Raw genomic sequence first — 18,160 nt, forward strand, 5'->3', positions numbered from 1 at the left:
TTGGCGGTGCCGTTATTGGGTTGGTTTTTGCAGCAAAATTTCAAAATTTTCCTGTATAAAAATTTGACAAAAATCGGAATACTGTTTATTATCTTGCTTCTCGGAGTGTAGCGCAGCCCGGTAGCGCACCTGGTTTGGGACCAGGGGGTCCAAGGTTCGAATCCTTGTACTCCGACCAAAAAATAAGCGGGTTGTCTTCGGACAGCCCGTTTTTCATTTGTGGTTGATGAAAATCAATCACGGCACTTGAAGATCTCGCGATCGGAATCAAAGCATCACTTGGCGCATGAATCCGGCCGTAGCTCAACTGGATAGAGCATTCGGCTTCTACCCGAAATGTTGGGGGTTCGATTCCCTCCGGCCGGACCAGTTTTCTGCCTATCCTCACCGCACTATCCTGTAGTCAAATTCCATATTTGCAATATTTCGTCTGCGACATAAACATGTTCGCGGATTTCTTCTGTCCGTTTTGCTTTTCTGAAATTCTCTCTCATTCAAGTCAGGCGCACGCTTATTGGCTGATTTGTCCGGCCAATCTCGTGCTGTGTTGCTGGTATTTTTATGACGCGCCTGAGCCTCGCTGCAGGCCGTAGCGCAGATAACCCCATCTCGACCTGAGCAGAGCGTATGACTGAATCCGGGAGAGTTGCATGACGTCTAAATCCGCTGCGGATCGCGTTCATGTCAGGGAAATGCTGGTGTGGCGAATTTGCTGGATGGCATGTCGATGAGAACGCTTTTCTTGGCCTCATCGATATGCGCTATTTGTTACGCGGGGTATTCGGCGATGCCGCTTGATGCGGCATCGCACTGGTTTTAGCGCGGATTGGTTTGCTTAGTCAGGCTTAGCGACCGCGTCCGCCCGAGCGGCGCGGAGCCGCGGGACGTGCTTGGGTTCCACTAGCGCCGCCATGGCCGCGGGAAGGGCCCTGGGCTGGTTTAGCGCCGGGTGCCGCGCCTTGCGAACGTCCGCGTCCGCCGCCACCGCCGGCGCCACGATTGCCGCCGCCACCGCTACGCAGTTGTATCGGCTGGGCACGTGCGTTAGGATCCGGTTCAAAACCGGCAACCACTTCTTTCGGCAACTCGCGCTTGATCAGTTTCTCGATGTCTTTCAACATCTGGTGCTCATCCACGCACACCAGCGATACCGCTTCACCGGTGGCGCCGGCGCGGCCGGTACGGCCGATCCGGTGGACGTAGTCTTCCGGCACGTTAGGCAGGTCATAGTTGACCACGTGCGGCAGTTGATCGATGTCGATGCCGCGCGCGGCGATATCGGTTGCTACCAGCACCTGCAGGCTGCCATCCTTGAACTCGGCCAGCGCGCGGGTGCGTGCCGACTGGCTCTTGTTGCCGTGGATCGCCATGCCGCTGATGCCGTCTTTTTCCAGTTGCTCGACCAGTTTGTTGGCGCCGTGCTTGGTGCGGGTAAATACCAGCACTTGCGACCATTGATGGGTCTTGATCAAATGCGCCAGCAGCGGGTGCTTGCGGTCGCGATCGACCGGGTGAATCTTTTGCTGGATCACTTCCACCGTGGAATTGCGGCGCGCTACTTCGATCATGGCCGGCGAGTTCAGCAAATTGTCGGCGAGGATCTTGATTTCGTCCGAGAAGGTGGCGGAGAACAGCAGGTTCTGGCGCTTCTTCGGCAGTACCGCAAGAATCTTCTTGATGTCGCGGATAAAGCCCATGTCCAGCATGCGGTCAGCTTCGTCCAGGATCAGGATTTCCACGTGGTTCAGATTGACGGTGCCTTGCTGCATATGATCCAGCAGGCGGCCCGGAGTGCATACCAGGATATCAACGCCATGCTTGAGCACCTTGATTTGCGGATTGATGCCGACGCCGCCAAAAATGACGGCCGAGGTCAGCTTCAGATACTTGCCGTAGAGGCGAACGCTCTCTTCGACTTGTGCCGCCAGTTCGCGCGTCGGCGTCAGCACCAGCGCACGGATCGGACGTTGGCTGCCGGTCGGGTTGGTAGCCGAGGTCGACAGGCGATGCAGCACGGGCAGGGTAAAGCCGGCGGTCTTGCCGGTGCCGGTCTGGGCGCCGGCCAGCAAATCGCCGCCCGCCAATACCGCAGGAATGGCCTGGGTCTGGATCGGGGTAGGGGTGGTGTATCCATGTTCGGTTACGGCACGAACGATGGCTTCGGACAAGCCGAGTTCAGAAAAAGACATGACAACTCAATAGAATAATATCGGCCTGTCGCCTTTTATAAGGCGCCAGTCGCAGGCAAACGGGATTAGAGGAGATTGGAGTCGTTTCGACTCCCGGGAGGCTGTCAGCCTCCTTAACAGCAGCATTTGACTGGAGAATGTGCTGTGTCGCCGGAGAGTATAACAACGGCGCGCTACAGGCAAGCAATTCCGGCGTGTTATCCACTATCGCGGGGCTATGCGGGCTGTACGCCATGAAATCCGGGTTGGCGATCCGCTTGGGATGTAAGGCGGATCGCCATTTGATGAATGCGTGCCAGGCAAACGCCGGTTGGTCGGATTATTTCATGGCGGCAGCGGCGCGCTCGCGTATTTCTTCTTCCGAGTAGTCGGCGATATGCGTGCTTACGGTCCAGACGTGGCCGAATGGATCTTTCAGGGTGCCGGAGCGGTCGCCATAAAACTGGTCCTGCAGTGGCCGCAACTCAGTGCCGCCGGCTGCGATTGCCTGCGGGTAAAGTACATTCGCATTGTCTACGTACAGCACAATGCTGACGCCGGCTCCGCCCAGCGTTTTCGGGCTGCGGATTTCCATCTCCGGGCATTCGTCGGCCAGCATGATGTGGGAGTCTCCGATTTTAATTTCTGCGTGCCCGATTCTTTTATCGGGGCCTTCCATGCGCAGTACTTCCACAGCGTTGAAAGCTTTTTGATAAAACGCGATGGCCTTGGCGGCGCCGTCTACAACAAGATAGGGGGTGACGGATGTGTAACCGTCCGGAATTGGTTTGACTGCCATATTGTTCTCCTGCGTGAGATCGTTGTTGAGAGTGTCCAATTACGCTGATGCGCATGAATTGTAGTCTCTGGCCTACGCAGTTGAAATGACAAAAAGCGGAGTTTTTATTGCTCGCAGCAAGGGAAGTTTCCCCTTGTGCTGGCAATTAACTGACAACTAGTTTATTTTTTGGCAAACGGCGACAGTAAACCAACCATTTGCGCAAACACCTTCGGGCTGCCCGCTAGCACGTCACCCTTGTACAAATAATCGGATTCGCCGGTGAAATCGCCGACGATCCCGCCCGATTCGCTGATCAGCAACGAGCCGGCAGCGATATCCCAAGGCTTCAGGCCTTTTTCAAAGAAGCCGTCAAGGCGGCCGGCGGCGACATACGCCAGGTCGAGGGCGGCAGCGCCGGGGCGGCGCAGGCCGGCGCAGCTTTGCGTCATGATGCGGAACATTTTCATGTACTCGTCCATCGCCGGACCTTCGGTTTCACGGAACGGGAAGCCGGTGCCGATCAGGGCGTCGGCAATCTTGTCGCGCTTGCCGACGCGAATCCGTTTTTCGTTCAGATAAGCGCCGGAACCCTTGGTGGCGGTGAACAAGTCGTTGCGGGTCGGGTCGTAGACCACGGCTTGGGTGATCTGGCCGCGGTGTTGCAATGCGATCGACACGCAGTATTGCGGGAAGCCGTGGATAAAATTGGTCGTGCCATCGAGCGGATCAATGATCCAGACGTTTTCGTTGTCGTCGTGCAGATTGGCGGAAGCGCCGGATTCTTCGGCCAGGATGGCGTGGTCCGGGTAGGCATTCTTCAATACATCAATGATCGCTGCTTCAGCAGCCTGGTCGACTTCGGTAACAAAATCGTTATGCTGTTTTTTTGTTACTTTCAGCAAATCGAGGTCGAAAGAAGCGCGCGAGATAACCTTGGCGCCGTTACGGGCGGCCTTGATGGCCGTATTGAGCATTGGATGCATGGTCGGGTTCCGTTAAAATGGCGGCACTGTGCCAACCGGGAACAGGACCACCTATATGAATGAGAATGAACGAAGCGGACGTTTCAGGTGAGTATTTTGATAAATAAACAACTTTTTGTAAAGAAAGTCCACGTAATGGCGCTATTTTAAATGAAGCTGGCAAAAATCGACACGTCTCTTTTCAAGCGCCTGCGCTTTGTGCTGGTTGAAACCAGCAGCCCCGGCAATGTCGGCGCGGCTGCGCGCGCTATCAAAACCATGGGGTTTTCCGAGCTGATCCTGGTGAATCCACGTTTTCCCGATGTGTTACAGCGTGACGAAGCCATTGCATTTGCCAGTGGCGCGCAAGACGTTCTGGCGGCAGCACGGATTGTCGATAGCGTGGAACAGGCGCTGGAAGGCTGCAATTTCGCTGCGGCGCTGAGTGCACGTTTGCGCGAATTTTCTCCGCCGTTGACTGGACCGCGCGCCTTGGCGGCCCAGCTTGCGGGCGATGCCAGCCTGAACGCGGCAGTCATATTCGGTAGCGAACGTTATGGCTTGCCCAACGAGGTCGTCGAGAAATGCAACGTGCTGTTGAGCATTCCCGCCAATCCGGAATACTCGTCGTTGAATCTGGCGCAGGCGGTACAAGTGCTGGCCTATGAATGCCGGGTCGCGGCGAGCGAAGAGTTGCCGCCGGTAGCTGGCGCGGAAATCGGTTTTCAGGGAAATACGGCCAGTCTGGCCGATATCGACGGCATGTTTGCTCATCTCGAAAAGGCCTTGATAGAAATCGAATTTCTCGACCCGGCCAGCCCGAAAAAATTGATGCCGCGCTTGAAACGATTGTTTTCGCGTACTCAGCTGGAAACTGAAGAGGTCAATATCCTGCGCGGCATCGCCAGTCAGATCCTGACCAAGCGCCGCCGCCTCGATCGCTCCTGAATCTGGCGCACTGCGTCCGCATCCAATTCAATTCATCAGGCCCAGCTGCGCAGCAGGCCCACTGCAAGTCCTTCCAGCACGAAATCCTCCTGCTTGGATGTCACGATAATCGGCTCAAAATCAGGATTTTCCGGGAGCAGCTGGATCACGGAGCCGGATTTTTGATAGCGCTTGACCGTGACGTCGTCGCCCAGGCGAGCCACGACGATCTGGCCGTTGCGGGCGCTGTCGGCTTTTTTTACTGCCAGCAAGTCGCCATCGAGGATGCCGGCGTCACGCATCGACATGCCGCGCACCTTCAATAAATAATCCGGCTTGGCGCTGAACAAGGCGGGGTCGACGTTATAGCTGGCCTGGATGTGTTCCTGGGCCAGGATCGGCGACCCGGCGGCGACTCTTCCAACCAGCGGCAGGCTGAGTTGCATCAGGGCCGGGTGCGGCAGCGCAAGCTGCGTGCCCTGGTTGCGGTGGGCGCTTTCGGTAAGCCGGATTCCGCGCGAGGTGCCGGGAGCGATCACAATGGCGCCCTTGCGCGCCAGAGCCTGCAGATGTTCTTCTGCCGCATTGGCCGAGCGAAAACCCAGCTCGGTAGCGATTTCAGCGCGCGTCGGCGGGAAGCCGGTATTGTCGATGGCGTCCTTGATCAGATCGAGGATTTGTTGCTGACGGGCGGTCAATTTGATCATGGCGTGTATTTGGCGTAGAAAGTACTGGAAAGCGCTAGAAAAAACAGCAGGGCCGCGCTGCTGCGGCTGGTCAATGCTGTGCATAACAACAGTCTGTATTTTTGTACAGTATTTGTGCAAATGCAAGATAATTTGCTGCATTTAGCCCACTTCTTAGCTATTCCTTACCCGTCCTTTAGCCACATTTTTGACCTGACTCGGGCCTAAGCACCTGAAAGCGTTGAGTTTTGTTGCAATTGCGAGTACTATTGCTGGTTTTCCTCTTCCCACACTCGTCTTGACGCCGAGGTGGGCGATTCTTCAATCCGTCCAAAAGGAGCTTACATGCGTCATTATGAAATCGTATTTATCGTCCATCCAGATCAAAGCGAGCAAGTGCCTGCAATGATCGAACGCTACAAAGGTATCGTCACCACTCGTGGCGGCACCGTACATCGCGTGGAAGACTGGGGCCGCCGTCAACTGGCATACCTGATCCAGAAACTGGCTAAAGCACATTACGTCTGCCTCAACATCGAGTGCGACAGCGAAACTCTGGCTGAAATCGAAACCGGCTTCAAGTTCAATGATGCAGTGTTGCGTCATCTGACCGTCAAGCTGAAGAAGGCCGAAACCGGTCCTTCGCCAATGATGAAGGCCGTGCAGAAGGAAGATGCTGCCAAGAGCCATCGTACTGAAGCGCCGGCTGCCTGATTTACCAGCTAGCTACCAGCATTCATTGCATAACCATTGAGTTCATCGGGAGTGGATCAACCCAATAACGTGTTTCAACTGGTTGCCGACGTTGCCGAACGTGAAGTCATACGCTACACCCCGGCAGGCATCCCGATCGTATCTGCGATATTGCAGCATCGCTCGGAACCGATTGAAGCAGGTATCAAACGTTTGATTGAATTCGAAATTGCCGCGCTGGCCGTAGGCGAGATTTCGGGAAGGTTCAGCAAAGCGCCATTGGGCAACACGTTCTGGTTCACGGGATTCATGGCACGCAAGAGTCGCAACGGTAGAAGCCTGGTATTTCACATCACGGATTTCGCTGCAATAGAAGCAAATGCTTCCTCGGGAAACAAAGCTGAAATTGCAGATTAATTATTAAGCAAAATTTGAATACAGGAGCCAAAAATGGCATTCGGTAAAAAGTTCGATAAAAGCAAACTGAAAAACAAGCGTCAACAACAAAATCCGCTGTTCAAGCGTAAGAAATTCTGCCGTTTCACCGCAGCTCACGTAGCTAGCGTTGATTACAAAGATGTCGACACGCTGAAGGATTTTGTTCAAGAAAACGGCAAGATCATGCCAGCACGTCTGACCGGCACCAAGGCAATCTATCAACGTCAAGTGGACACTGCGATCAAGCGCGCGCGTTTCCTGGCGCTGCTGCCATACACCGATCTGCACAACGCTTAATTGACGACTTGAAATAGGAGAAAAACATGCAAGTCATTCTGTTGGAAAAAGTCGTTAATCTCGGCAATCTGGGTGAAGTTGTTCGCGTCAAGGACGGTTACGCACGTAACTTCCTGATTCCGCAACGTATGGCACGTCGTGCTACAACTACTGCTATCGCTGAATTCGAAGCGAAGCGCGCTGATCTGGAAACTGCAGCAGCTGCCAAGCTGGCAGTGGCTCAGGGCCAGGGCGAAAAACTGAGCGGCCTGACCGTGCAGATTTCGCAAAAATCGGGTGTTGACGGCCGTTTGTTCGGTTCCGTGACCAACTTCGATATCGCTGAAGCGTTGTCCAAGCAAGGTTTCGCAGTTGAAAAATCGCAAGTGCGTCTGCCTAACGGCCCGCTGAAGATTACTGGCGAGCACGCTGTTGCTGTTGCCTTGCATACCGATGTCGTGGTTGACATCGTTATCGCGGTGATCGGCGAGCACGTCTAAGCAGGTTTGGCGCACTGCTGGTAAATAGTTGTTGTTGTATTAAAAAGCCGGGTTTTCCCGGCTTTTTTTATGTCCTTTTTTTGGGAGGCAGGGGCAAGACGGATAGTAGAAGCAGGTATAATTCGCGCCATGAAAGCACCTTCCAAAGCACCGTCCGATCCGCAGTTAGATTCCCTCCGCGTACCACCCCATTCAATCGAAGCAGAGCAGTCCGTTTTAGGTGGATTACTGCTGGATAATGCGGCCTGGGACAAGATCGCCGACTTTGTGAACGCCGACGATTTCTATCGTTACGACCATCGCATCATTTTCCAGCACATGGTCAAGCTGATCAACGGCAGCAAACCGGCTGACGTGATCACTGTCTATGAGTCGCTAAGCGGCACCGGCAAGGCTGAAGAAGTCGGCGGCCTCAGCTATCTCAACGCACTCGCTCAAAACACGCCGTCCGCCGCCAATATCCGCCGCTACGCAGAAATCGTGCGCGACCGCGGCGTATTGCGCAAACTGATTACCGTTGCCGATGAAATTTCCGGCCAGGCTTTCAGCCCGCAGGGCAAGGAAGTCAAGCAGATGCTGGACGAGGCCGAATCCAAGATTTTTGCGATTGCCGAGGAAGGTGCGCGCGGCGCCCAGGGTTTCCAGGAAATCCAGCCTTTGCTGACGCAAGTGGTGGAGCGCATCGACGAGCTTTACAATCGCGACAACCAAAGCGACATCACCGGCGTATCGACCGGCTTCATCGATCTCGACAAGATGACCTCCGGCCTGCAGAAGGGCGATCTGGTCATCGTCGCGGGACGGCCGTCCATGGGTAAGACGGCGTTCTCGGTGAATATCGGTGAAAACGTCGCGATCGACAGCGGTTTGCCGGTAGCAATTTTTTCGATGGAAATGGGCGGCACCCAGCTCGCCATGCGTATGCTGGGTTCGGTCGGCAAGCTCGATCAGCACCGTTTACGCACCGGCCGCCTGAACGACGAAGACTGGCCGCGCCTGACGCATGCGATCCAGAAGATGAACGATGCCCAGCTATTCATCGACGAAACCCCGGCCCTGAGTTCGATCGAGTTGCGCGCGCGGGCGCGCCGCCTGTCGCGCCAGTGCGGCACGCTCGGTTTGATCATCATCGACTATTTGCAGCTGATGTCGGCCAATAACGCTGGTGAGAACCGGGCTACCGAAATTTCTGAGATCTCGCGTAACCTGAAGGGCCTGGCGAAAGAGCTGCAGTGCCCGGTGATCGCGTTATCGCAGTTGAATCGTTCGCTGGAACAGCGCCCCAACAAACGTCCCGTGATGTCCGATTTGCGCGAATCCGGCGCTATCGAGCAGGATGCCGACGTGATCCTGTTTATTTATCGCGACGAGGTGTATAACCCCGACTCTCAGGAAAAGGGCACCGCCGAGATCATCATCGGCAAACAACGTAACGGCCCGATCGGCAGCGTGCGGCTAAGCTTCCTCGGTCAATACACTAAATTCGACAATTACGTTGGTAATTTGGACGCGCCGTACGGCGGCGATTAAAGTCGTTGTAATCCTTGCTGCCATTTTGTTGCAATAACGCAAAACCTGTAAAACCTGTTTAGCGACCTTAAGGCGAGCCTGATATATTTCAGTCTCGTGACATTTGTTTGCTTTAAATTAAGAAGTACCGTAAGTAGATTCAGCTTAACCCTCAGAAGAGAGAATAAACATGTTTGGACGATTGATGCCCACCGAGGGCAAATTCTTTGAGCTCTTTAACCAGCACGCAGAGCTATGCGTCAAGGGCGCCAAGGAAATGGTGGCGTTGATGACTAATTTCGACGATCTGGAAATTCGCGTGCATGCGATAGAAGGCATAGAAAAGCAGGCCGATCAGGTCACGCATCATGCTATCGACATGTTGCACAAGACTTTCATTACACCTATCGATCGCGATGACATCCATCAGCTGATCACGCGCATGGATGACATTCTGGACCTGCTGGAAGATGCAGCGCAGACCATTTCCCTGTACGACATCAAGGCGATCACGCCAGAAGCAAAACGCCTGGCCGAGCTGTGCCTGGGTTGCGCTGAGAAGGTCAAGGCCGCGGTAGGCCTGCTGCACAATATGGATAACTCGCGTGAAATCCTGGCGATCTGCGTCGAGATCGACCGCCTGGAATCGGATGCCGATCATGTGATGCGCGCCGCCATGTCGAAGCTGTTCCGCGACGAGCCCGATGTACGTACCTTGATCAAGCTGAAAGCCATTTACGAACTGCTGGAAACGGTCACCGACCGTTGTGAAGATGTGGCCAACATCATCGAAGGCATTATCGTAGAAAACGCCTGATCCATGCACACTCTTCAAATCAGTATCTACGTTCTTGTTTTCCTCATTGCACTGGCGCTGGTATTCGATTTCATGAACGGCTTCCATGATGCCGCCAATGCTATCGCTACCGTGGTCTCCACCGGCGTCCTGAAGCCGCAACAGGCGGTCGCCATGGCGGCGCTGTTCAATTTCATCGCGATTGCGGTGTTCCAGCTGCACGTTGCCGCGACGGTGGGCAAGGGCACTATCGATCCCAATGTGGTCGATCATTACGTCGTCTTCGGCGCATTGGTCGGTGCTATCTGCTGGAACATCCTGACCTGGTATTACGGCATCCCGTCGTCATCCTCGCACGCCTTGATCGGCGGCCTGGTCGGCGCTGCTGTGGCCAAGGCCGGCACCGGTTCGCTGATCTCGGCTGGCCTGATCAAGACGATTGCATTTATCGTGCTGTCGCCGCTGCTGGGTTTCGTATTCGGCTCCATCATGATGGTGCTGGTTTCCTGGATTTTCGTACGTTCGACGCCGCGCAAGGTCGATAAATGGTTCCGCCGTTTGCAACTGCTGTCGGCCTCCATGTATAGCCTGGGGCACGGCGGCAACGATGCGCAGAAGACCATCGGCATCATCTGGATGCTGTTGATTGCGACCGGATTTTCACAGGCGAGCGACAGCTTGCCGCCATGGTGGGTAATTATTTCCTGCTATAGCGCGATCAGCCTGGGTACCTTGTTCGGCGGCTGGCGCATCGTCAAGACCATGGGCCAGAAAATCACCAAGCTGAAACCGGTGGGCGGCTTTTGCGCTGAAACCGGCGGCGCCATCACCTTGTTCCTGGCTACCATGCTGGGCGTGCCGGTCTCGACTACCCACACCATCACCGGCGCCATCGTCGGTGTCGGTGCGGCGCGCCGGGTCTCCGCGGTGCGCTGGGGCGTGGCGGGGAATATCGTTTGGGCTTGGGTTCTGACGATTCCGGCCTCGGCCTTCATGGCAGCGATAGCCTGGTGGATCGGCAAGCATATTCTGTAGACGGATCTGTCGCAAAGCAAACGGGCGATACATAATCAAATATGTATCGCCCGTTTTTATTTTACGATCTGTTTTCTTCCGTCTTACTACGTATCTATTACTTCTTATTTCTTGTCCCCAGCCTGATCGCCGATATTCAATCCTAGTGCGCGCCGCCGGCATCGACCGGCACGCTGGAACGTGAGGGCTTGGTCAGCCATACCAGCGCAATCAATATCATGAACAATACCGCCGAGATCCAGAAAATATCGGTGGCGCCCTGCGTGGCGGCTTTCACTGTAATCAGGCGCTCGATAGTGGCCCAGGCGGCCGGTTCCGGCATGCCTTGGGCCGTCAGGCTATGTACCGCCTCGTTGAATGCCGGGCTATGCGGGCCGCTGAATTCAGTCAGTTGCGAGTGATGCAGGGATGTGCGCCGGTCCCATAAGGTACTGGTGATCGAAGTGCCCATACCGCCGAACATGATACGCACGAAATTGGACAAGCCGGCCGCCGACGGGATTTTTTCCGGCGGCTGGCCAGACAGGATGATCGAGGTCAGCGGGATAAAGAACATGGCCATCGCCGCACCCTGGATGATGGTGGGAATCATCAGAGTGAAGGTGTCGACGTTTTCGGTGAATTGCGAGCGCATGTAAAACACCACCGCAAAGACCAGGAACGCGGTGCTGGCAACCCAGCGGGCATCGACCTTGGGCAGGATTTTGCCGATGAACGGCGACAGGAGGATGGCAAAGATCCCGACCGGCGCCATCACTTCACCCGCCAGCGTCGCGGTATAGCCAAGCGTGGTTTGCAGCCACAGCGGCAGGATCACCAGGCCGCCGAACATCAGCCCGTAGCCGACCGAGATCGCAATCACGCCGCCGCTGAAGTTGCGGCCTTTGAACAAGGTCAGGTCGACTACCGGGTGATCGTCGCCGAGTTCCCAGATGACGAAGTAGATAAAGGCAACCAGCGCGATCGCGCCCAATATCACAATGGTCGAGGAATTGAACCAGTCGAGCTCCTTGCCCTTGTCCAGCATGATCTGCAACGAGCCGACCCAGATCACCAGCAAGCCAAGGCCGATTTTATCGATCGGCAGCTTGTATGTCGCCGACTCGCGCTTATGATAGATCGACCAGGTGGCCCAGGCAGCAAACACGCCAACCGGGATATTGATGTAGAAAATCCATGGCCAGGTGTAATTGTCCGAAATCCAGCCCCCCAGCAACGGCCCCATGACCGGCGCCACCAGCGTGGTCATGCCCCAGAACGCCAGGGCCATGCCGCTCTTGGCGGGAGTGTAGCTGGAGAGCAGCAGCGATTGCGACAAGGGAATCATCGGTCCCGCGACCGCGCCTTGCAGCACTCGCGCCGCAATCAGCACTTCCATGCTGGGAGCCAGCCCGCACAGGATGGAGGACAGCACGAACAGGATGATCGATGTGATAAACAGGCGGACCTGGCCGAAGCGCTGGGTCAGCCAGCCGGTCAGCGGCACCGAGATCGCGTTGGCGACCGCAAACGAAGTGATGACCCAGGTGCCTTGTTGCGGCGATACACCCAGATCGCCCGAGATGGCCGGGATGGAAACGTTGGCAATCGACGAATCGAGTACGTTCATGAACACCGCTAGCGAGAGTGCTACCGTGCCCATGATTAGCTTGCCGCCGGTCAGCGGCGGCAGTGGTTGCGATGGCGGCCGCGCTGGCGTCGCCGGTTTTGGGGAACTCATGAAGGCATTCCGGTAAAGGTTCGCGTAGCGGATGCTGTCGCGACGACAGCATCCGGCAGAGTGGACAGCGTGGCAGGCCGCAGAAGCTTAGTGTGCTGCAGCTGCATTGTTATTGGCGGCGATGATGCTGGCGATACGCGCATCGGCTTCCTGGCCGCTCTTGTCGAAGACGTCGGTGGTATAGGCCGGCGCAGTACGCGCGGTGCCTGCGGTCAGCGAAGTGCCTTCGGTCTGGGCCACGTCGACAGTGACATCCATCGATACGCCGATACGCAGCGGATGGGTTTCCAGATCTTTCGGATCCAGCGAAATACGCACGGGAATCCGCTGCACGATCTTGATCCAGTTGCCGCTGGCGTTTTGCGCCGGCAGCAGCGCGAAAGCCGAGCCGGTGCCGGCCGCCAGGCCGACCACCTTGCCGTGGTACTCGATCTTGGAGCCGTACAAGTCGGATTTCAAGGTCACCGGCTGGCCGATCCGCATATTGTTGATCTGCACTTCCTTGAAGTTGGCGTCAACCCACAGCGCGTTCAGCGGCACGATCGACAGCAGCGGGGTGCCGGCAGCAACGCGCTGGCCGACCTGCACCGAACGCTTGGCGACATAACCGGTGGTTGGCGCCAGCAAGGTGGTGCGGGCCAGATTGATATAGGCATTGCGTAGCTGGGCAGCGGCGTTGAGCACATTCGGATGCTGGTCGACCGTAGTGCGGTCAGTCAATACCTTGTTCGACGCCAGTTGCTCGCGGGTGGCCTGCAACGCGGCTTCCGCGCCTTGTACTGCCACTTTAGCGTGTTCCAGTTCTTCCTTGGATACGGCGCCGGTGCTGATCAGTTGCGAGCGGCGCGCCAGATCCGAGCGCGCCCGTTCCAGTTCCGAAGTGCGGGCGATGACATTCGAAGCCAGGGCATTGTTGTTGACAAACAGCGTGCGCACCTGGCGCACAGTTTGCGCCAGCTGGGCTTCGGCTGAAGCCAATGCTACCTTGGCGTCGGCCTGGTCCAGTTCCACCAGCGGTTTGCCGGCCTGCACCAGCTCGGTATCGTCGGTGTTGATGGCCAATACCGTGCCGCCAACCTGCGGCGTGACCTGGACCACGTTGCCGCCGACATAAGCGTCGTCGGTGCCTTCGTAGTGGCGGGCATAGATGAACCACCAGATGCCATAGGCGATCAGGACAATGATAAGCGCGATAGTGACGCCGATCAGCAGGCCGCGGCGTTTGCCGTTGCCGGCGACAGGTGCCGGCGCAGCGGCGGATGGTTCTTGTGGAGTTTGATTTGGTGTTGTCATGATGCGGGTTTCGCAATAAGTGAACGGTTTATTTAGTGGATCAGTCAGCAGTTATCAGTTTGCCGTGCTTGCCTGAGGGCTGGCAGAGCTTGCCGCGGTGCTGGCATTAGCGGCGGCAGGATTGAGCCCCTCGGCCGTAGCATCAAAGCCGCCACCCAGCGACCTGATCAGGTTGACGCGCAAATCGGCTCTTCGGGCGCGCACGTCAAGTTCGGTTTTACGCTGCGCCAGCCAGCCGATTTGAGTGCTTACCACTTGCAGCATGTTGCCGGTGCCGACCTGTTGCCGTTGCTCAGCCAGTTTCATGCCGCGTTCGGCTGCATCGACTGCCGCCTGTTGATTCTTGTCCTGCATTTCAGCGGCATGCAGCGATTGCACGCTATCCGCTACTTCATGGAAAGCGTCATTCAGCGCCTGGTTATAAGTTGCCACCGCGCCGTCATAGGCTGCGACCCGGCCCTTGAGCTGGGCGCGCAATGCGCCGCCTTCGAAGATCGGCAAATGGATCGCCGGACCGATGCCGACTACCTTGCTGCCCTGAGTCAGGAACTGTGAAAAACCGAGGCTGGAAAAACCGGCCATGGCTGACAGGTTGATGTTCGGGTAGAACTCGGTCTTGGCGACCTTGATATCGCTTTGCGCGGCCTCGACTTGCCAGCGTGCGGCGACCACGTCAGGGCGCCGTCCCAGCAACCCCAGCGGCAACTGGTCAGGCAGGGCAATGCTGCTATCCGCAGGCAGCGTCGGCACCGGGATTTTCAAACCGCGATCGGGACCTTGTCCCATCAGCGCTGCGATCTGGTTGCGGGTCAGCGCGATCGCTTCCTGCCATTGCGACTGCTCTGCACGCAAATTAGCCACCTGTTGCCGGCTCTGTTGATTATCGGTTTGCGTATCGAGACCGGCGGCGAAGCGCTGCTGCGTCAGCTTGTCCAGCTTGTCGCGCAATGCCAGCTGTTGATTGCTCAGGTCCAGTTGCGCATACTGGCGTCCCAGTTGCAGCCAGGCTTTCGAGATGCCCGCAGTCAGCGCCAGGCGTGCCGCGTAGTGTTCGGCTTCCGCGGCTTTGCTTTGCGATATCGCGGAGCTTAGCTGCGCGCTGTGCTTGCCCCAGAAATCCAGGTCGTAAGAAAAATTCAGCGCGGTTTCATAATCCGTCACATACATGCCGCCGAATGGCGGCGGGTAAATGCTGTTCTCGGTGAAGCGCTGGCGGGTTGCCGACAGACTGGCGCCGACCTGCGGTTTACTGCTTGCGCCAGCCGCTTCCACCATGGCGCGCGATGCTGCTATGCGGGCGGCGGCGGCTTGCAGATTGGGATTGCCTGCCAGCGCTTCGTCGACCAACTGTTGTAGCTGGCTGCCGCCTATGCTGCTGACCCAGGAGCTGGCTGGCCACATGCCGCCTTGTCCAGGCAAGGATGATGTCGATGCATAGTCGTCCGGATTGTTGGAGTGGGCAGTACTGTGGATGCCGCTGAAATTGGCGCAAGCGGCCAGCAGTAGAGCGGCGGCGCTGATGGCAAGGCGCTGGGTGCCGAGTTTTGGCAAGCGGCGTCGGGCTGGAGATGGATGAGAGTTCATGTCGATGTTGATGTGACTGGTTGGTTTAGCGGCCATGGATAGAGCGACTACGAATAACACCAAGAAGGCCGTTTGCTTAAAAGTAATATTGAATAAATTAATCTTGCATAGTCAATGTGTTTTGTCTGGTGGCGCATTAGAAACATTGCTCGCCAACAAGCGCCTTAGCATCGATTTCAAAAAGCCGATTTCTTCCGCGCTAAACTCTGAAAAATGTTTGTTCAGTACGCCGCAAAATGCCTGCGGCATCAATTTCGACAACGCCACGCCATCTGCAGTCAGATGCAATTTCATCAAACGCCTGTCGTGCGCACATGGCTCACGCTTGATCAGGTCGCGCGCTACCAGGCGGTCGATCATGCGCTTGGTAGAGGCTGCATCGGTATACGTCTCACGCGCCAGATCGGCTGCAGTTGAATATTTTCCCGTTGATAACATCAGGAGAATGGCGCCTTGTGCATGGGTTATCCCGTATTGCGCCAGGGATTCATCCGAGCTTTTGACCAGCATGGCACGCGAGCGGGCCAATAAATAGCCTATGCTTTCCTCAATCTGATAGGTATCCAGAGTGAATAGTGGTGGTGGATTGCTCACGATGTCTTCAACTTTTTTCAACTTGGTGCTTACTTTAAAGCATTAATATTCATTGCCTAGGCAAGAATATACTGCAAAATAAAATTCCTTGCTGACGACACTCTAGAATTGTTGTTCAAATCTTGCCGGCGGCTTCTTCGTCCGGGGCAGTTGCAATGGCGGGCAATTGCAGCAATACGGCCAGGCCGCGCTGCTGCTCGCCGGCGGCCAGCGTTACCGTGCCTTGTGCTGCGATCACAATTTCCTTAACGATGGCGAGGCCGAGGCCGGTGCCATCCTGGCCTGGCGCCGCGTTACGGAAAAAGCGCTCGAACACGCGGTTGCGCACCTCGGCCGGAATGCCCGGGCCGTTGTCGCTGACGGTGATGTCGACTTGCTCGTGACTGGCCGCGATGGCTACGGTGACCTTGCCGTTGACGGGGGTATAGCGGATGGCGTTGTCGACCAGGTTCATCATCATGGCGGTGAACAAGGCCTCGTTTCCCATCACCCAGGCGTGCTGTATTTTGGTCTCAAGTCCAAGGTCGATATTCTTGCGCTGGGCCAGGTCGACAATCTCTTCCAGCACAGCTGCCGAGACCGCCATCAAATCTACCGGCTGCCTGAGGAATGCCGTGGTATTGGAGGCTTCGGCCTGCGACAACAGCAGCAACTTGTTGGTCAGCTCGGTCATGTTGCGGCTGCTTTCCTGCATCGCTTGCAGCACTTCGCTGCGCCGGTTTTCATCGTTCAGGCGTCGGGCAAACTGGATCTGCGAATCGAGCAAGGTCAGAGGCGTGCGCAATTGATGGGCGGCGTCCGTGATGAAGCGCTTTTGTGCCGCTACCTGTGTGTTCAGGCGCTGGATGGTCTGGTTGATGGCTTCGACGATAGGCCGCAGTTCCAGTTGCAACTGGCCAGCCTTGATCGGCGACACAGAAGTTGAATCGCGAGAAGCCAGCTGATCTTTCAAGTGCATCAACGGCCGCAGCTCCATGCTCAGGCCAAGCACTACCAGTAGCGCTGCCAATAACAACATGGCGATCTGACGGTGCAGGGAAGGGCGCCACAGGTCCGCCAGCATCTGGTCATGGGCGCGGGTGGTCTGGCCCACCAGGACGGCAATCTTGTGCAGCTGGCCCGCGTTGTACAGCGTGCGTACCTGGCTGACCACGCGCAGCACCTGGCCATGGTAGTCAATCGTGCGGAATGCCGGCGTGCTCAGCGGAAAGCGCAGCGCCTGCGGAAAATCGGGGCGGCCGGCCAGCAAGCTGTCGTGGTCGGTAATCACCTGGTAATACACCTGGTCCTGTTCCGGCGAGACCAGCGATTCCAGCGCCGCCGGCGGTATGCTGGCATGCGGTACGCCGTCCAGCCATTGGATCTCGCCGGCAATCACCTGCGCCGACGCCAGCAACGCATGGTCTTGAACCAGATCCGCGGTCTGCCGCGCGCTGCGATACGACAGCGCGGCGCTGATGGCGACAAACAAGGTCAGCGGAATCAGCAACCACAACAGTAAGCGCAGGCGCAGGCTGATGATCAATTGAGGTCTTTCTTTTTAAGTAAATAACCGAGTCCGCGCAAGGTCATGATGGCGGCCTGGCAGTGTTCCAGTTTCTTGCGTAAGCGGTGGATATAGATTTCAATCGCGTCGGCGCTGGGTTCGTCATCGAGTCCGAATACGCCATCCATCAAGGCGCTCTTGGAGACGGTCTTGCCTTGTTTTAGCATCAGGATTTCGAGTACGTCATGCTCGCGTCCGGGCAGCGCCAGCAACTGGCCGGCAATCGAAAATTGCCGCGTGTTGCTGTCATAGCGCAGGTCGGCGCAATGCATTTCTGCTGCCTTGTCGGGCGTTTGACGGCGGATCAGGGCCTTGATCCTGGCCACCAGTTCGCGCACCTCGAACGGCTTGACCAGATAGTCGTCGGCGCCGGCGCCGAGGCAATCGACTTTCTCGTCAATCGAGCCGCTGGCGGTGAGAATCATGACCGGTACGTTGTTATGCCGCTCGCGCAAGCGGCGCAAGACGCTTTTGCCGCTCATTTTCGGCAACTGCAGGTCGAGCAAGACCACATCGTAGTTTTCGCTTTGCAGCAGGCGGTCGGCGGCTTCGCCATCGGTGGCGACATCGATGGTGAACTTGTCTTCCTTGAGTATCTTGCTTAGCCATAGCGCAAGCGGCGGATTATCTTCGATCAGGAGTAATTTCATGG

18 protein-coding genes and 2 tRNA genes are annotated in these 18,160 nt (G+C 56.6%); 10 read left to right on the forward strand and 10 right to left on the reverse strand.

Features of this window, described 5'->3' with window-relative positions:
- The first annotated feature begins 101 nt into the window (after nt 1–101).
- Nucleotides 102–178, forward strand: a tRNA-Pro gene (locus BLV81_RS01150).
- 114 nt (nt 179–292) lie between these two features.
- Nucleotides 293–369, forward strand: a tRNA-Arg gene (locus BLV81_RS01155).
- A gap of 476 nt (nt 370–845) precedes the next feature.
- On the opposite strand, the gene BLV81_RS01160 is transcribed toward BLV81_RS01155, so the two are convergent.
- The 3 genes from BLV81_RS01160 to BLV81_RS01170 form a co-directional block, all read right to left on the reverse strand.
- Nucleotides 846–2,189, reverse strand: coding sequence for a DEAD/DEAH box helicase (locus BLV81_RS01160; protein WP_092351566.1), 1,344 nt, complete (start codon nt 2,187–2,189; stop codon nt 846–848).
- A 319-nt stretch (nt 2,190–2,508) separates the two neighbouring features.
- Nucleotides 2,509–2,967: a VOC family protein gene (locus tag BLV81_RS01165; protein WP_092351567.1), complete on the reverse strand. Its 459-nt coding sequence runs from the start codon at nt 2,965–2,967 to the stop codon at nt 2,509–2,511.
- Between the two features lie 161 nt (nt 2,968–3,128).
- Nucleotides 3,129–3,932 carry an inositol monophosphatase family protein gene (locus BLV81_RS01170; protein WP_092351569.1) on the reverse strand — a complete coding sequence of 268 codons (804 nt, stop codon included), beginning with the start codon at nt 3,930–3,932 and terminating at the stop codon, nt 3,129–3,131.
- Between the two features lie 150 nt (nt 3,933–4,082).
- On the opposite strand from BLV81_RS01170, the gene BLV81_RS01175 reads away from it, so the two are divergent.
- The gene (locus BLV81_RS01175) at nt 4,083–4,859 is read left to right on the forward strand and encodes an RNA methyltransferase (RefSeq protein ID WP_092351570.1); all 777 of its coding nucleotides are present in this window, start codon (nt 4,083–4,085) and stop codon (nt 4,857–4,859) included.
- Nucleotides 4,860–4,894: 35 nt separating this feature from the next.
- Here the strand turns inward: BLV81_RS01175 and lexA are convergent, their stop codons facing one another.
- Complete coding sequence (gene lexA / locus BLV81_RS01180) at nt 4,895–5,545, reverse strand: transcriptional repressor LexA (RefSeq protein WP_092351762.1); 651 nt, start codon at nt 5,543–5,545, stop codon at nt 4,895–4,897.
- 324 nt (nt 5,546–5,869) lie between these two features.
- Between lexA and rpsF the strand changes: the two genes are divergently transcribed.
- The 7 genes from rpsF to BLV81_RS01215 all read left to right on the forward strand — a co-directional run bounded on the left by rpsF (nt 5,870) and on the right by BLV81_RS01215 (nt 10,771).
- Nucleotides 5,870–6,238 (forward strand): 30S ribosomal protein S6, encoded by a 369-nt coding sequence (gene rpsF, locus BLV81_RS01185; protein ID WP_038488331.1) that lies wholly within the window; start codon nt 5,870–5,872, stop codon nt 6,236–6,238.
- A 69-nt stretch (nt 6,239–6,307) separates the two neighbouring features.
- Nucleotides 6,308–6,634 (forward strand): primosomal replication protein N, encoded by a 327-nt coding sequence (gene priB / locus BLV81_RS01190; protein WP_092351764.1) that lies wholly within the window; start codon nt 6,308–6,310, stop codon nt 6,632–6,634.
- A gap of 33 nt (nt 6,635–6,667) precedes the next feature.
- Nucleotides 6,668–6,952 (forward strand): 30S ribosomal protein S18, encoded by a 285-nt coding sequence (gene rpsR / locus BLV81_RS01195; protein WP_038488337.1) that lies wholly within the window; start codon nt 6,668–6,670, stop codon nt 6,950–6,952.
- Nucleotides 6,953–6,978: 26 nt separating this feature from the next.
- The gene (rplI, locus tag BLV81_RS01200) at nt 6,979–7,431 is read left to right on the forward strand and encodes a 50S ribosomal protein L9 (protein ID WP_092351572.1); all 453 of its coding nucleotides are present in this window, start codon (nt 6,979–6,981) and stop codon (nt 7,429–7,431) included.
- A gap of 129 nt (nt 7,432–7,560) precedes the next feature.
- On the forward strand, nt 7,561–8,961 hold the full coding sequence (locus BLV81_RS01205; protein WP_092351574.1) for a replicative DNA helicase: 1,401 nt from the start codon (nt 7,561–7,563) through the stop codon (nt 8,959–8,961).
- A gap of 169 nt (nt 8,962–9,130) precedes the next feature.
- On the forward strand, nt 9,131–9,757 hold the full coding sequence (locus BLV81_RS01210) for a DUF47 domain-containing protein (RefSeq protein WP_014006461.1): 627 nt from the start codon (nt 9,131–9,133) through the stop codon (nt 9,755–9,757).
- Between the two features lie 3 nt (nt 9,758–9,760).
- Entirely contained in the window at nt 9,761–10,771 is a 1,011-nt protein-coding gene (locus BLV81_RS01215; protein WP_092351576.1) for an inorganic phosphate transporter, read from the forward strand.
- A gap of 142 nt (nt 10,772–10,913) precedes the next feature.
- On the opposite strand, the gene BLV81_RS01220 is transcribed toward BLV81_RS01215, so the two are convergent.
- From BLV81_RS01220 to BLV81_RS01245, 6 genes are all read right to left on the reverse strand, one after another.
- Nucleotides 10,914–12,491 carry a DHA2 family efflux MFS transporter permease subunit gene (locus tag BLV81_RS01220; RefSeq protein ID WP_304441227.1) on the reverse strand — a complete coding sequence of 526 codons (1,578 nt, stop codon included), beginning with the start codon at nt 12,489–12,491 and terminating at the stop codon, nt 10,914–10,916.
- Between the two features lie 87 nt (nt 12,492–12,578).
- Nucleotides 12,579–13,784: an HlyD/EmrA/EmrK family protein gene (locus BLV81_RS01225; protein WP_092351578.1), complete on the reverse strand. Its 1,206-nt coding sequence runs from the start codon at nt 13,782–13,784 to the stop codon at nt 12,579–12,581.
- 54 nt (nt 13,785–13,838) lie between these two features.
- A complete protein-coding gene (locus BLV81_RS01230) occupies nt 13,839–15,404 on the reverse strand; it encodes an efflux transporter outer membrane subunit (protein ID WP_092351580.1) in 1,566 nt (521 codons plus the stop codon).
- A 75-nt stretch (nt 15,405–15,479) separates the two neighbouring features.
- The gene (locus tag BLV81_RS01235) at nt 15,480–15,962 is read right to left on the reverse strand and encodes a MarR family winged helix-turn-helix transcriptional regulator (RefSeq protein WP_092351768.1); all 483 of its coding nucleotides are present in this window, start codon (nt 15,960–15,962) and stop codon (nt 15,480–15,482) included.
- A 115-nt stretch (nt 15,963–16,077) separates the two neighbouring features.
- Nucleotides 16,078–17,487, reverse strand: a complete 1,410-nt coding sequence (locus tag BLV81_RS01240; protein ID WP_092351582.1) for a sensor histidine kinase — start codon at nt 17,485–17,487, stop codon at nt 16,078–16,080.
- Nucleotides 17,484–18,158 carry a response regulator transcription factor gene (locus tag BLV81_RS01245; protein ID WP_092351584.1) on the reverse strand — a complete coding sequence of 225 codons (675 nt, stop codon included), beginning with the start codon at nt 18,156–18,158 and terminating at the stop codon, nt 17,484–17,486. The genes BLV81_RS01240 and BLV81_RS01245 overlap by 4 nt, the downstream gene beginning before the upstream one ends.
- Nucleotides 18,159–18,160: the final 2 nt, after the last annotated feature.

It is taken from the genome of Collimonas sp. OK242, assembly GCF_900107095.1.
Taxonomy (GTDB): domain Bacteria; phylum Pseudomonadota; class Gammaproteobacteria; order Burkholderiales; family Burkholderiaceae_D; genus Collimonas.

Coding starts and splice junctions, on each gene's coding strand:
- BLV81_RS01210 (WP_014006461.1), top strand. CDS start 9,131: ATGTTTGGACGATTGATGCCCACCGAGGGCAAATTCTTTGAGCTCTTT.
- rpsR (WP_038488337.1), top strand. CDS start 6,668: ATGGCATTCGGTAAAAAGTTCGATAAAAGCAAACTGAAAAACAAGCGT.
- BLV81_RS01160 (WP_092351566.1), bottom strand. CDS start 2,189: ATGTCTTTTTCTGAACTCGGCTTGTCCGAAGCCATCGTTCGTGCCGTA.
- BLV81_RS01220 (WP_304441227.1), bottom strand. CDS start 12,491: ATGAGTTCCCCAAAACCGGCGACGCCAGCGCGGCCGCCATCGCAACCA.
- BLV81_RS01205 (WP_092351574.1), top strand. CDS start 7,561: ATGAAAGCACCTTCCAAAGCACCGTCCGATCCGCAGTTAGATTCCCTC.
- BLV81_RS01245 (WP_092351584.1), bottom strand. CDS start 18,158: ATGAAATTACTCCTGATCGAAGATAATCCGCCGCTTGCGCTATGGCTA.
- rpsF (WP_038488331.1), top strand. CDS start 5,870: ATGCGTCATTATGAAATCGTATTTATCGTCCATCCAGATCAAAGCGAG.
- BLV81_RS01175 (WP_092351570.1), top strand. CDS start 4,083: ATGAAGCTGGCAAAAATCGACACGTCTCTTTTCAAGCGCCTGCGCTTT.
- BLV81_RS01230 (WP_092351580.1), bottom strand. CDS start 15,404: ATGGCCGCTAAACCAACCAGTCACATCAACATCGACATGAACTCTCAT.
- BLV81_RS01215 (WP_092351576.1), top strand. CDS start 9,761: ATGCACACTCTTCAAATCAGTATCTACGTTCTTGTTTTCCTCATTGCA.
- lexA (WP_092351762.1), bottom strand. CDS start 5,545: ATGATCAAATTGACCGCCCGTCAGCAACAAATCCTCGATCTGATCAAG.
- BLV81_RS01225 (WP_092351578.1), bottom strand. CDS start 13,784: ATGACAACACCAAATCAAACTCCACAAGAACCATCCGCCGCTGCGCCG.
- BLV81_RS01165 (WP_092351567.1), bottom strand. CDS start 2,967: ATGGCAGTCAAACCAATTCCGGACGGTTACACATCCGTCACCCCCTAT.
- rplI (WP_092351572.1), top strand. CDS start 6,979: ATGCAAGTCATTCTGTTGGAAAAAGTCGTTAATCTCGGCAATCTGGGT.
- BLV81_RS01170 (WP_092351569.1), bottom strand. CDS start 3,932: ATGCATCCAATGCTCAATACGGCCATCAAGGCCGCCCGTAACGGCGCC.